Here is a 12,185-nt window from a genome sequence, read left to right on the forward strand (position 1 = left end):
CGGCGCGATCAGCTGTGGTACGGCTCGGCGCTGACCAGCGTCACCTTCATGGTGTTGCCGTTCGGCAGCGTGTACTCGCGGGTCTCGCCGACCTTCGCGTCGATGAGCGCGCCGCCGAGCGGGGAGTTCGGCGAGTAGGTCTCCAGGTTGGAATTGCCGCGCAGGCCCTCTTCGCGGGTCGCGATGAGGAAGGTCTCGGTGTCGGACTCGTCGCCGTCGTAGTAGACCTTCACGACCGAGCCCGGCAGCGCGACGCCGGACTTGGTCGGCGCGACGCCGACCTTGGCGGTGTTCAGCAACTCCTGGAGCTGGCGAATGCGGGCTTCCTGCTGGCCCTGCTCCTCGCGCGCGGCGTGGTATCCGCCGTTCTCCTTGAGGTCGCCCTCTTCCCGACGTTCGTTGATCTCCGCGGCGATGACCGGACGGTTGGCGATGAGCGCGTCGAGTTCGCCCTTGAGCCTGTCGTGCGACTCCTGGGTCAGCCAGGTCACGTTCGTCTCGGTCATCTCGATCACTCCCTAGTAGTTGTTCCCGGCGGGCCGGGATTCCCTGATGCACTGCTGCATTACCCACCTTGGGGCGGGCATGCACCAGCCGACGGCTAGAGCGATCCCCGGGGGTTGGTTCCTCGGACCCCAACAGGACGTTCCGGGCAAACCCGAAAACCCGGAACGTGCAGCGCTGGCCGCCAATGCAGCAAACACGGCTCCGGGGTGCGGAACCGTGTATCACGCCATTTTAGCATGAATCACAAACATGCAGGTCGGAGTTTGTTTTGTCGGCGTCGCGCCGCCGATTCGCTTCCGAATGGTCCGATCTGGGCGGGCGATCAGCCCGCGCGGAGGTATTCCGGAACGTGGTCGCTGCACCCGTAGACGTTGCCCGCGGCGGGTCGCGCGGAGGAGCGAACCGTGGTGGTGAGTTCGACGGTTCCGCTCGGCGACGCAGCGATCAGCACCTCGCGGCGGCCCACCTCGGCGCCGTCGCGGTCCATCGCGCGGACGAAGCAGACGACCGGTTCGCCGGGCTCGTCGCGGGTGACCTTCAGCCGGATCGTCATGGTCGAGTCGTCGACGATCGTGTAGCCGAGCTGCTCGGCGTCGATGTCCTTCGGCCCGAACTTCTGGAATCCGAGGAAGGCGACGCCCATGCCCGCGGCGATGACGACGACGCCCAAGGCCAGCGCCAGTGTGCGGCGCGGCGTCCGCGGTTTCGTCCCGTAGCGGTCGGCGTGTCGCGCCGCCTGGTCGGCGGCCGAGTCGCCGCTGCTCGCGGGCGTCGGATCGCTCGTCACTGGTCGCTCCCGGGGGGTACGTCGGAACAAAAGACGGTCGAATGGAACTATAGGGAACGAAGACCCGACACCCGCGACCGAGAGCGACGGTGAACAGACGTGAGTGGCCTTCGCCTCATGGCGGTGCACGCCCACCCAGACGACGAATCCAGCAAGGGTGCCGCGACGACCGCCCGATACGCCGACGAGGGCCACGAGGTCCTCGTCGTGACGTTGACCGGCGGCGAACGCGGCAGCATCCTCAACCCCGCGATGGACACACCCGGGGTGCTGGAGCGCATCGATGAGATCCGTCGCGAGGAGATGGCGGCCGCGGCCCGCGCGCTCGGCGTGCGCCAGACCTGGCTCGGTTTCGTCGACTCCGGCCTGCCGGAGGGCGACCCGCTGCCGCCGCTGCCCGAGGGCTGCTTCGCGCTGGTTCCGCTGGAGGAGGCGACCGAGGCGCTGGTCCGGGTGGTCCGCGAGTTCCGGCCGCACGTGATCACCACCTACGACGAGACCGGCGGCTATCCGCACCCCGACCACATCCGCTGCCACCAGGTGTCGGTCGCCGCGTTCGAGGCGGCGGGCGATCCGGAGCGCTTCCCCGACGCGGGCGAGCCGTGGACGCCGCTCAAGCTCTACTACGACCACGGGTTCAGCATGAAGCGGCTGGAGCTGTTCGCCGCCGAGTACGAGCAGATGGGTGAGCCCTTCCCGTTGCAGGAGTGGCTGGACCGCATCCGCGCCTACGCGGTGGAGCGCGGCGACGTGATGTCCAGGGTCACCACCCAGATCGAGTGCGGCAAGTACTTCCCGCAGCGGGACGACGCGCTGCGCGCGCACGCCACCCAGATCGATCCGAACGGCGCGTTCTTCGCGATCCCGCTGGAGATGCAGCAGCGGCTGTGGCCGACCGAGGAGTTCGAGCTGGCCAAGACCCGCGTGCGCACCGCCATCCCGGAGAACGACCTGTTCGCGGGCATCGAGGACGCGACCCGGTGATGTTGGTCCTACTCGCGCAAACCCCGAACACTCCGACGGGTCCCGAATTCGGCAAGGCCTCGCCGCTGGGTCTGGCCATCATCCTGCTGCTGCTCGCTGGCACCTTCCTGCTGGTGCGCTCGATGAACCGGCACCTGAAGAATCTGCCGCCGACCTTCGAACCCGAGCATCCGGAACCGGATCAAAAGGCCGACGAGGGGACCGACCACGGCGCCGTGCAGCGCGCCGACGGGCCCGACGACGCGGGTGCGGAGGGGCGACCGCAAACCGGTTGAGCGCCGTTGCCGCGGTAGCGTTGTCGCGCTCACCGGCCGGGGATTTCGAGCTCCCCGTGGCACGTTGTCGAGTGGGCTGACACTCGGCGCGAGTGCCGAGTTGGTCACAGCTCGTGCCGGAACCGGTTCCAGAACCGCTCTTTCGAGCGGTCACCGCAGCGATCGCCAATTCTCTTGACGCACAACGCTTTCACCAGCACAGGTGAATGCTTTCGTCGCCGTGGATTCCCGATTTTCCGCCGGGCACAAGCGTTTTCGCCGTGACGCGGGGCAGGTGTGGTCCCCGCTGCGTCGGCCGACACGTGTCAGCCGGTCGTGCTATCAATGCTCCAACTCCGCTCGACCGAAGGATGCCCATGGACACTCTGATCGGCCACATCGACCGCGCGCTCGACATGACCGGCGCCATCGTCGCCGCAGTCGACGACGACCTGCTCGCCGCGCCGACGCCGTGCAGCGACTGGGATGTGCGGGCGGTGCTGAACCACACGGTGGGTGGGATGCATACGTACGCGGCCGCGCTGAGTGGGAACGATCCGCGCAGCGCGCGCGGCGACGACTGGCTGGGCGGCGACCCGCAGGGCGCCTACGCGGCCGCCGCGGAGGTGGACCGCGCCGCGTGGCGCAGGCCCGACGTGCCGACCGCGACGGTGCATCTCGGTCTCGGCCCGACGCCGGGACCGGCCGCCGCGATGATCCACCTCACCGAGATCGTGGTGCACGGCGTGGACATCGCCTTGGCGATCGACCGCCCCGATCTGGCCGACGACGCGCTGTGCGCCGAGATGCTGGAGACGATGCGGAGCATGGGTGGCATCGACGTCTACCGCACGCCGGGGATCTACGAGGCCGAGGTGTCGATTCCGGACGACGCGCCGCCGCACCGCAAGCTACTGGCCTACACCGGTCGCAAGTGGTGAATCCGGCCTGATCGGCTGATCAAGCCGAGCGCCGCACCGGGTGCCGCAGGATCGTCCTGGTGCGGTCGCCCGCGCTCTTGCGCGGGTCGGTCAGATAGATCTCGTGATGGCGGCCGCTCACCGCCAGCCCCTCGGTCGCCATGAAGGCTTCCATCCGTGCCAGAGTCTCCGGTTCCGTCGCGTATGGCCCGACGTGCAGCGCTTGGACCGCCTCGCCCTCGACAAGCCGCTCGAAACGCACGGGCCCCTCGCCGATCATCGCCGCGGTGACCCCTTCCGGCATGCGGATCATCATCGTCCAGTGCCACTCCTCGCGCGGCACCGACAGCGGCGGCTCGTCGGATTCGACCCACCACAGGCCCTCGAGCTTGGGCACCACGAAATCTCGTCCGTCCGCCTTGGCGAGCTTCTTGGCCCGGTAGGCGGACCGATAGAGCAGCGCGACGGCCTCGGTGTACTCGGGGCCGGTGGGTGCGCCCTTGCCGGTGATGGCGGCGTAGTCGTAGCCGTCGAAAGTGCGCAGAACCGGGTCGGTCGGCGCGGTGTAGTACTGCTTGTCGCTCTTGGCCAAATCGAGTTTCACGGTGTCTCCTTCTGTAGGGCTTCGATCGAGCCTCGGATTTCCAGCTACGGGAGAGTCAAGCGGTACGCGCCCATGCGTTTCAGAAGACGAAGCCGCGCAGCGCCAGGAACCGCATACCGCCGACCGCCGCCATGATGGCGATCGCGGCGCCCGCCTGCGCGAACTCGCCTAGGCCGGGCGCCGAGAACTCGAGCCCGGCCAGCGCCGCCGTGGAGATCAGCAGGCCGATCAGCGCCAGCCCACCGCCTTCCCACTGCGCGGTGAACCAGCCGACCCGTCCGGCCGCGTGGAAGGTGAGCCGCCGGTGCAGTTCGTTCGCGATCACCGTGCTGACGATCGAGCCCGCGATATTGGCGACCAGCGGGCCGAACCCGCTCATGGCCATGAACAGCAGGACGTAGGCGATATTGCTGGAACCGCCGACCAAGGCGAAGCGGATCAGCTGGGCGAAGACGTGCTCCCCGCGCAAGAACCGCGTCCCGCGGGCGAGCCATTCCGTACCGAGCGCCGGGTAGCGGCCGGTGCCGATCCGCAGATCCATACCCGCGTGGATCATCTTGTCCCCGTACACGTTTCGCAGCCCGGAAGCCGCAACTGCTGTGCTGTTCACAGGAATACTGTCGCCAGCGCGGCTGATACCGACCTGACACCCGACTGACACGGCCACTGACACGGGCTTCGGCCTGGAAGACGCCGCCCGGCGCCGTGACAGCGGCACGTCGTGGCCACGCCCGACGCCGGGTCGGCGGTCAGGCCTCGTCGATTTCGAGCGCCCCGGACGGGCAGGCGTCCAAGGCCTCCCGCAGTGCCGAGTGGCCGTGCCGCGGGTTCGAATCGAGCAACCGCACCCTGCCGTCGGTGTCGTCTTGATCGAAGACCGCGGGCGCGAGGAGAGCGCACATGCCCGCGCCGATACAGCGCTCCCGATCCACTGAGATTCGCAACTCTCGTCCTCTCCTTTCGTGACCGACGGGCTACGAGGCCGTCCAGGTGACCGGCAGCTCGTGGACGCCGTAGATGTTCATGTCGGTCCGCAGCCGCACCTCGTCGGCGGGGATGGCGAGCTCGAGCGTCGGGAAGCGACGCAACAATCCCGCGAAACCGGCGCGCATCTCGATGCGGGCGAGTTGCTGGCCGAGACAGGTGTGGATGCCGTGACCGAAAGCGAGGCGACCGCGGGCCTCGCGACGGATGTCCAGGGTGTCGGGGTCGTCGAAGCGCTCGGGGTCGCGGTTGGCGGCGAGCAGCGAGACGACGACGGTCGATCCCTTGGCGATCGTTTCGCCGCCGATCTCGATGTCGTCGGTGGCGTAGCGGTAGAAGATGTCGGCGACGGACAGGTAGCGCAGGAGTTCCTCGACGGCATCGGGCAGCAGGTCCGGGTTCGCGCGCAGCTCGGCCAGCTGCTCGGGGTGTTCGAGGAGCGCGAAGGTGCCGAGTCCCAGCATGTTCGCGGTGGTCTCGTGACCCGCGAGCAGCAGCAGGAAGGCGATGCCGGTCAGCTCCTCGACGCTGAGCTCGTCGTGGCGCGCCAGGTCGGACAGTATGTCGTCGCCGGGTTCGGCGCGCTTGCGGACGACCAGTTCGGCGAGGTAGGTGGTCATCGCGCCGTACGCGGCCATCTTCTCCTCGAGCGCCTGATCCTTGACCAAGAACTTGGCGGAGTTGACCTGGAAGGTCGCCCGGTCCGCGTAGGGGACGCCGAGCATTTCGCAGATCACCAGGGACGGCACCGGCAGCGCGAATTCCTTGACCAGGTCGACCGGAGGCGCCATCCGCGCCATCGCGTCCAATTGCCGCTCGGCGACGTCGATGATGTGCTCTTCGAGCTGCTTCATGCGTTTGACGGTGAAGGCGCCGGTGAGCATGCGCCGCAGCCGGGTGTGGTCCGGCGGGTCCATGGCGATGAACAAGCCGGGAATCTGCGGGGACGGTTCCGTGGGGACGGGCATGCCTGGTGTCTCGTACGGCACGTGCAGGACGCCGATGTCCTGGCGCGAGCTGAAGCGGGTGTCGGCCATGACTTGGCGGACCGCGTCGTATCCGGTGACGAGCCAGCCCTCGTGGCCGTCGGGGAACATCAAGGGACTGACCGGGCGAGCGTCGCGCAGCCGGGTGATCTCGCTGGGCGGGGCGAAGGGGCCCGCATCGCGTTCCATGGGGAGGCCGTGCGGGATGGGAACCGTTCCACTCATCGGATTGCCTTTCGTATCGGTTGTAGCGACCACGGTCGCCGACCGACCTGTCATGCGACTGACACGGCTCTGACACCGGAGACGTGGTCGACAGGCCCCAGACCGCTGTCCGAGCGACGCGTGAATCGTGCGGTGACGAGGCGAAATTCGACGGCGTACCGGCCTTCCGCGCCAGATCGGCGGCCGGACGTCCGTCGATGGACCATGGCAAGATCAGCCGGGTGCAGATCGGGATTCTTGGACCATTCGAGGTGCGCACGGACGACGGTGTTCTCGCCGACGTGCCGGGCGCGCGGTTGCGCGGGCTGTTGATCGCGCTCGCGCTCGAACCGGGTCACGCGGTCCCGAAAGCCACGCTCGTCGACTGGATCTGGGGTGAGAACCCACCCGCTGACGCGGCGAATGCCCTGCAACGCTTGGTTTCCCGGCTGCGGAAGGCGCTGCCGGACGGGGCGATCGAGGGCCAGCCGGACGGCTACCGGCTACGGGTGGAACCCGATGCCGTCGACGCGGTGCGGTTCGAACGCCTCCTCGCCAAGGCCCGCAACGACGAGGATTCAGTCCGGCGGCTGCGCGAGGCCCTCGCACTGTGGCGCGGCGCGGCCATGCAGGACATCGGTTTGCGGGAGAGCGCGGCGTTCGACGCGGCGGTCACTCGTCTCGAGGGGCTGCGGCTGACCGCCATGGAGGATCGGTTCGATGCGGAGATCGGCCTCGGCCACGGCGCGGAGCTGGTCACTGAGCTGACCGACTTGGTGGCCGCGCATCCGGTGCGCGAACGGCTCGTCGCCGCGTTGATGCGCGCCCTCGTCGCGAGCGGTCGTGACACCGAGGCGCTGCTCGTGTTCGAGCGCACCAGAGAGACCCTGGCCGACGAGCTCGGTGTCGACCCCGCACCGGAGCTGTCCGCATTGCACGTCGCACTGCTGCGTGGCGAGTTGGGACGGCGGGAGGACAACCGCAAGACCAACTTGCGCGCCGAGCTGACCAGTTTCGTCGGCAAGAACGCCGATGTCGCCGCGGTCCGCGAACTCAACGCCGAACATCGGCTCACCACGCTGATCGGACCCGGCGGCTCGGGAAAGACCAGGCTGGCCACCGAAACCGCGCGCACGTTGCTCGGTGATCTGCCGGACGGTGTCTGGCTCGTCGAGCTCGCGGCCATCGGCGCCGATGGTGACACGGGCGGCGGCAACAACGTCGCGCAAGCGACCCTCGCCGCGCTCAAAATGCGCGATGCGCTGCTCGGCGAGGCGCCGGACGCCGAGCCGACCGACCGGGTCGTCGCGGCGATCCGTGAGCGGTCGATGTTGCTGATTCTGGACAACTGCGAGCACGTGATCGAGTCCGCGGCGGCGTTCGCCCACCGAGTGCTCGGGGAGTGCAGGCAGCTCCGGATTCTGGCGACGAGCAGGGAACCGCTCGGCATCACCGGTGAAGCGCTATGGCCGGTCGTGCCATTGGCCCTGCCCGCGGAGGACGCCGACCCCGGCGAGATCGAGTCCGCCCCGGCCATCCGGCTGCTGGTGGACCGAGCGGGTGCGGTGAACAAGGACCTCGCGACCGACGCGGGCACCTTGTCGACCGCGGCGCGCGTCTGCCGGGCGCTGGACGGGATGCCGCTGGCCATCGAACTCGCCGCGGCCAGGTTGCGCACCATGTCCCTCGATCAGCTCGCGCATCGGCTCGACGACCGGTTCCGCCTGCTGACCGGCGGAAGCCGCACCGCGCTGCCGCGGCACAAGACGCTGCGCGCGGTGGTCGACTGGAGCTGGGAGCTGCTCAGCGACGCCGAGCGAGCGGTGCTGCGCAGGCTCGCCGTGTTCTCGGGCGGCGCGAGTTTGGAAGCAGCCGAGCGGGTTTGCGCTGGCGATGCGGTCGACACGGGTGACGTGCTCGAATTGCTGACCGCGCTGACCGAGAAATCGCTGGTGCTCACCGTGGACGACCGGGCGCCGCGCTACCGGATGCTCGGCACGATCAAGGAGTACGCCGAGCAACGTCTCGCCGAGGCGGGGGAGTCGGATCGGGCACGGCGTGCGCATCTCGCGTATTGCACCGAACTCGCCGAGATCGCGGATCCCCATCTGCGCCGCGCCGAGCAACTGACATGGCTGGCCACGCTCGAGGCCGAGCACGACAACATTGCCGCCGCGATGCGCGGCGCGCTGGCCGCCGGTGACGCGGACGGGGCAATGCGGCTCGCCGCCGCCGCGGGCTGGTACTGGTGGCTCGCCGGGCACAAGGCCGAGGCCAACGAACTGATCATGGCGGCGGCGGCGATGCCCGGCGAGGTGGCGGACGAGACAAGGGCCATGGTGTACGCGTTCGTCGTGCAGTTCGTCACCTCCGGGCCGCAGAGCGACCAGTATCAGGCGGAGGAGTGGATACGCAAAGGCTACGAACTGAGCAGGAAGATTCGGACCCATCACCCGGTGCTGAGGGTGCTCACCCCGCTGGAACGCCTGTTGCACGGGCCGGACGCTTTCTTGCCCGCGTGGGAAGCGCTGCTGGACGACGAGGACCCTTGGGTGCGCGCCCTCGGCAGGCTGCAACTCGGCAAGACGCGCATCCAGCTGGGGCAGGGCGGCCGGGAGGCTGACACATGTCTCGAGGACGCGCTCGACGAGTTTCGCGCGCTCGGCGAACGGTGGGGGATTTCGTTCGCCCAGACCGAGCTGGCGAATCGAATCGCCGTGCGCGGCGAGTTCGCCGCCGCGTGCGAGCACTACGAACAGGCGATCGCGATCGTCGCCGAGATCGGCGCCGTCGAGGACGTCGTGCCGATGCGGTCGCGGCAAGCCCAGTTGTACTGGCTGTCCGGCGATGTGGAGTCGAGCGCGGCGGCGATGGCGGAGGCACAGCGGTTCGCGGAACGCGTCTCCTGGCCGATCGTGCTCGCCGAGCTGGCGCTGTCGAAGGCAGAGCTCGCACGCTGGAGCGGCGACGCCGAACAGCTACACCGGCAACTCGACGTCGCGACCGCGATACTGGGCGATGACGCCGAGCGGGCGAATATCCGCGCGCTGAAACACGATCTGCTCGGTTACCTTGCCGAGGATTTCGACGAGACCCGTGCGCATCGCGTCGCGGCTTTCCACGCGGCATCCGAGGTGGGGTACCCACTCCTGATCGCCCAGGTGCTCGTCGGGATCGCGGATCTGGCGCTGCGTTCCGAACAATACGAACAAGCCGCACGGCTGCTCGCGGCGAGCGCCGACCTGCGCGGCCTGCCGGATCGTTCCCACCCGGACGTGGCCCGGATCGAGCAGGCAGCGCGAAACCGCCTCGGCGACAAGGGGTTCGCCGAGGCGGTGCGGGAGGGTACGGAGACGAGCTGGAGCGAGCTGGTCGCGGTCACGCTCGCTTCGTGAATGTGGAACGCGCCCACAGGTATCCGACGACAGCGATACCGACGCACCAGGCGACCGCGGTGAGCGCGTCGCCGGTGTCCGGCGCGCCGACGAGCAGCCCGCGCATGGTTTCGATGATCGGCGTGAACGGCTGATACTCCGCGAACTGCCGCAGACCCGGGCCCATCTTCTCCGCGGGCACGATCGCGCTGCTGAAGAACGGCAGCATGACCAGCGGCACGGACGCCATACCCGCCGTCTCCGGAGACTTCGCCGCCAAACCCAGGGCGATCGTGAGCCAGCCCGCCGCGAAACCGAGCAGCACGACCATGCCGACGACGCCGAGCCAATCGAGGACATTCGCCGACGGATCGAATCCCAGCAGGAACGCCACGCCGAGGAGGGCGGCGATGGCGACCAGGTTGGTCAACACGGTGGCGACGACGTGGCCGGTCAGCACCGCGCCACGGGAGACGTCCATGACCTTGAACCGGTTGATGATGCCCGTCGTCATGTCGGAGTTCACCGCGGTCGCGGTGGCTCCCAGCCCGTAGCAGACGGCCAGCAGGATCAGTCCCGGCGTCGCGTAGTCGATGTAGTCGACGCCGACGTCGAACGCGTCGCCGAACATGTACACGAACATCAACATGATGATGATCGGCATCAGGACCGCGTTGAACACCGAAGTCGGGTTTCGGGCGATGTGTTTGAAGTTGCGGCGCAACATGACCATCGAGTGGGACTGGGTGCTCATTTCGCGAAAACCTCCGTGGTGTGGCCGGTCAGGGTGAGGAAGACGTCGTCGAGGTCGGGGGTGTGCACGGAGAACTCCTCGGCGCTGAGCGAGTACTCGTCGAGCCGGTCCAGCAGGGCGCGGAGCGACCTCGTCCCGCCATCGCTGGGAACCCGCAGGGTCAGCGCCTCGTCGTCGCGCGTGGAGTCGGGGAAGAGACGCGCGGCCGCGTCGAGCTGGGCGACCTCGGTGAACCGGAGCCGGACGTGGGTTCCCGGGATCTGGCGCTTGAGTTCGTCGGGAGTGCCCTCGGCGACCAAGCGGCCGTTGTCGAGCACCGCGATGCGGTCGGCGAGCTGGTCCGCCTCCTCGAGGTACTGCGTGGTGAGGAAGATGGTCACGCCGTCGGCCACCAGGTCACGGATGATCGACCACATGGTGCGGCGGCTGCGCGGGTCCAATCCCGTCGTCGGCTCGTCCAGGAAGATGATCCGCGGGCTGCCGACGAGCGTCATCGCCAGGTCGAGCTTTCGGCGCATACCGCCGGAGTAGGTCGACGCGGGCTTCTGCGCCGCCTCGCTCAGCTCGAAGCGTTCCAGCAGCTCGGTGACGATCCGCTTGCCCTCTTTGGCCGGGGTTCCGGTGAGGTCCACCATCAGTTGCAGGTTCTCCCGCCCCGTCAGCAGCTCGTCCACCGCCGCGAACTGACCGGTGACCCCGATCGCCGCGCGCACGGCCTTCGCCTCGGTCGCGATGTCGTGGCCCGCGACCCGTATCGACCCGCCGTCCGCCGCGATCAGCGTGCTCAGCACGTTGACCGTCGTCGTCTTACCCGCCCCGTTCGGGCCGAGCAGGGAAAAGATCGTGCCCGCACGGACATCCAGATCGATGCCGTCGAGCACGACCTTGTCCCCGTAAGCCTTTCGCAGTCCGGAGACCGCAATCGCTGAATTCGTCATGCGACAACCATCGGCGCCCGACCTGACACCCACCTGTCACGCCGCTGTCACGACCACTGACACGACGATTATTCGTTTCGCCCGGGCTGCGGTGGTGTCGCGAGCATCGACGGGGCTCATGTCGAACGGTTCCGCGTCCAGGTCAGCTCATGGGCGTACGCGGGCCTGACATTTCGCCGCTTCGTGTCGTCGTTCTGGTGAGGCGGTCGAAACCCGGTGTTCCGGTGACTGCCGAATCGCACGCAACCGGGACGTCACGCCGCCCCACCAACGAGGCAGGTCGGGAGTCCCTGCCAGTGAGGAGAAGATCATGTCGTACGAGAGGTCCGCCATCAGCAGGATGGTCAGCGCAATGGCCGGCGCCCTGCTGGTCGGAGGTGGGCTGACCGCCTGCGGCGCGGACACCGCCGAGACGGCCGCGCCGCAGAAGCGGATCGAGATCATCGAGGCAGCCGCTCTGACCGATCAGCTCGCGGGCGCGGACCTCGACAAGCCCGGCGCGAGTCTCGGTGATCTGACTGTCTACTCGGGCGGTATCCACCAAGATGGTCGCCAGATCGGGCACGGTGGTGGAGCATGCCAGAACGTCCATATCGAGGGTGCCGAGATCACCATGCAATGCGTGCTGACCGCTCAGCTCGAACGGGGATCGCTGACCATGCAGGCGGTGTGGGTCCAGGGTACGAGCCCGCTCGATCTGGCGATTACCGGTGGTACCGGCGCATACCGCAACGCGACCGGCATCGCTCGGTTCTGGGAAATCGGGACACCGAACGAGCGAATGCGTGCCGAGATCACGCTTCCCGCAGAGGAGTGACCGGCCGACGAGGGTGACCCTCGCCTTCGCGAGTCGAGTGCGCCACAAGATGATTCAGGGCTCGACAGGGCG

The 12,185-nt window shown here is 68.2% G+C and carries 13 protein-coding genes; 5 read left to right on the forward strand and 8 right to left on the reverse strand.

All coding sequences use genetic code 11. The annotated features are described in order from the left end of the window. Positions 1–8: 8 nt before the first annotated feature. Positions 9–506 (reverse strand): transcription elongation factor GreA, encoded by a 498-nt coding sequence (gene greA / locus AB0H49_RS12215; RefSeq protein WP_355001973.1) that lies wholly within the window; start codon positions 504–506, stop codon positions 9–11. Between the two features lie 323 nt (positions 507–829). Next, positions 830–1,294, reverse strand: coding sequence for a DUF4307 domain-containing protein (locus AB0H49_RS12220; protein WP_355001972.1), 465 nt, complete (start codon positions 1,292–1,294; stop codon positions 830–832). Positions 1,295–1,411: 117 nt separating this feature from the next. On the opposite strand from AB0H49_RS12220, the gene mca reads away from it, so the two are divergent. From mca to AB0H49_RS12235, 3 genes are all read left to right on the forward strand, one after another. Next, positions 1,412–2,278: a mycothiol conjugate amidase Mca gene (mca, locus tag AB0H49_RS12225; RefSeq protein ID WP_357250967.1), complete on the forward strand. Its 867-nt coding sequence runs from the start codon at positions 1,412–1,414 to the stop codon at positions 2,276–2,278. Further along, a complete protein-coding gene (locus AB0H49_RS12230; protein ID WP_357250970.1) occupies positions 2,278–2,553 on the forward strand; it encodes a hypothetical protein in 276 nt (91 codons plus the stop codon). The genes mca and AB0H49_RS12230 overlap by 1 nt, the downstream gene beginning before the upstream one ends. Positions 2,554–2,909: 356 nt before the next feature. After that, the gene (locus AB0H49_RS12235; protein WP_357250426.1) at positions 2,910–3,473 is read left to right on the forward strand and encodes a TIGR03086 family metal-binding protein; all 564 of its coding nucleotides are present in this window, start codon (positions 2,910–2,912) and stop codon (positions 3,471–3,473) included. A gap of 19 nt (positions 3,474–3,492) precedes the next feature. On the opposite strand, the gene AB0H49_RS12240 is transcribed toward AB0H49_RS12235, so the two are convergent. The 4 genes from AB0H49_RS12240 to AB0H49_RS12255 all read right to left on the reverse strand — a co-directional run bounded on the left by AB0H49_RS12240 (position 3,493) and on the right by AB0H49_RS12255 (position 6,251). Beyond that, positions 3,493–4,056 carry a GyrI-like domain-containing protein gene (locus AB0H49_RS12240; protein ID WP_357250429.1) on the reverse strand — a complete coding sequence of 188 codons (564 nt, stop codon included), beginning with the start codon at positions 4,054–4,056 and terminating at the stop codon, positions 3,493–3,495. A gap of 79 nt (positions 4,057–4,135) precedes the next feature. Continuing rightward, positions 4,136–4,666 carry a GtrA family protein gene (locus AB0H49_RS12245; RefSeq protein ID WP_357250432.1) on the reverse strand — a complete coding sequence of 177 codons (531 nt, stop codon included), beginning with the start codon at positions 4,664–4,666 and terminating at the stop codon, positions 4,136–4,138. 139 nt (positions 4,667–4,805) lie between these two features. Next, the gene (locus AB0H49_RS12250; protein ID WP_355001967.1) at positions 4,806–5,000 is read right to left on the reverse strand and encodes a ferredoxin; all 195 of its coding nucleotides are present in this window, start codon (positions 4,998–5,000) and stop codon (positions 4,806–4,808) included. Positions 5,001–5,030: 30 nt separating this feature from the next. Next, positions 5,031–6,251 carry a cytochrome P450 gene (locus tag AB0H49_RS12255; RefSeq protein WP_357250436.1) on the reverse strand — a complete coding sequence of 407 codons (1,221 nt, stop codon included), beginning with the start codon at positions 6,249–6,251 and terminating at the stop codon, positions 5,031–5,033. Positions 6,252–6,334: 83 nt separating this feature from the next. On the opposite strand from AB0H49_RS12255, the gene AB0H49_RS12260 reads away from it, so the two are divergent. After that, positions 6,335–9,625: a BTAD domain-containing putative transcriptional regulator gene (locus tag AB0H49_RS12260; RefSeq protein ID WP_357250438.1), complete on the forward strand. Its 3,291-nt coding sequence runs from the start codon at positions 6,335–6,337 to the stop codon at positions 9,623–9,625. Here the strand turns inward: AB0H49_RS12260 and AB0H49_RS12265 are convergent. Together AB0H49_RS12265 and AB0H49_RS12270 are read right to left on the reverse strand one after the other, a co-directional pair. Beyond that, the gene (locus AB0H49_RS12265) at positions 9,609–10,358 is read right to left on the reverse strand and encodes an ABC transporter permease (RefSeq protein WP_355001964.1); all 750 of its coding nucleotides are present in this window, start codon (positions 10,356–10,358) and stop codon (positions 9,609–9,611) included. The genes AB0H49_RS12260 and AB0H49_RS12265 overlap by 17 nt on opposite strands. Next, positions 10,355–11,296, reverse strand: coding sequence for an ATP-binding cassette domain-containing protein (locus tag AB0H49_RS12270; RefSeq protein ID WP_357250443.1), 942 nt, complete (start codon positions 11,294–11,296; stop codon positions 10,355–10,357). The genes AB0H49_RS12265 and AB0H49_RS12270 overlap by 4 nt, the downstream gene beginning before the upstream one ends. A 310-nt stretch (positions 11,297–11,606) precedes the next feature. Between AB0H49_RS12270 and AB0H49_RS12275 the strand changes: the two genes are divergently transcribed. Next, positions 11,607–12,113 (forward strand): hypothetical protein, encoded by a 507-nt coding sequence (locus AB0H49_RS12275; protein WP_357250446.1) that lies wholly within the window; start codon positions 11,607–11,609, stop codon positions 12,111–12,113. Positions 12,114–12,185: the final 72 nt, after the last annotated feature.

It is taken from the genome of Nocardia sp. NPDC050713, from assembly GCF_040654315.1.
In the GTDB taxonomy this organism is placed as follows: Bacteria; Actinomycetota; Actinomycetes; order Mycobacteriales; family Mycobacteriaceae; genus Nocardia.

Excerpts from the sequence above, each read along its gene's own strand:
- greA (WP_355001973.1), bottom strand. The coding sequence starts at position 506 with ATGACCGAGACGAACGTGACCTGGCTGACCCAGGAGTCGCACGACAGG.
- mca (WP_357250967.1), top strand. The coding sequence starts at position 1,412 with ATGGCGGTGCACGCCCACCCAGACGACGAATCCAGCAAGGGTGCCGCG.
- AB0H49_RS12230 (WP_357250970.1), top strand. The coding sequence starts at position 2,278 with ATGTTGGTCCTACTCGCGCAAACCCCGAACACTCCGACGGGTCCCGAA.
- AB0H49_RS12235 (WP_357250426.1), top strand. The coding sequence starts at position 2,910 with ATGGACACTCTGATCGGCCACATCGACCGCGCGCTCGACATGACCGGC.
- AB0H49_RS12255 (WP_357250436.1), bottom strand. The coding sequence starts at position 6,251 with ATGAGTGGAACGGTTCCCATCCCGCACGGCCTCCCCATGGAACGCGAT.
- AB0H49_RS12265 (WP_355001964.1), bottom strand. The coding sequence starts at position 10,358 with ATGAGCACCCAGTCCCACTCGATGGTCATGTTGCGCCGCAACTTCAAA.
- AB0H49_RS12270 (WP_357250443.1), bottom strand. The coding sequence starts at position 11,296 with ATGACGAATTCAGCGATTGCGGTCTCCGGACTGCGAAAGGCTTACGGG.
- AB0H49_RS12275 (WP_357250446.1), top strand. The coding sequence starts at position 11,607 with ATGTCGTACGAGAGGTCCGCCATCAGCAGGATGGTCAGCGCAATGGCC.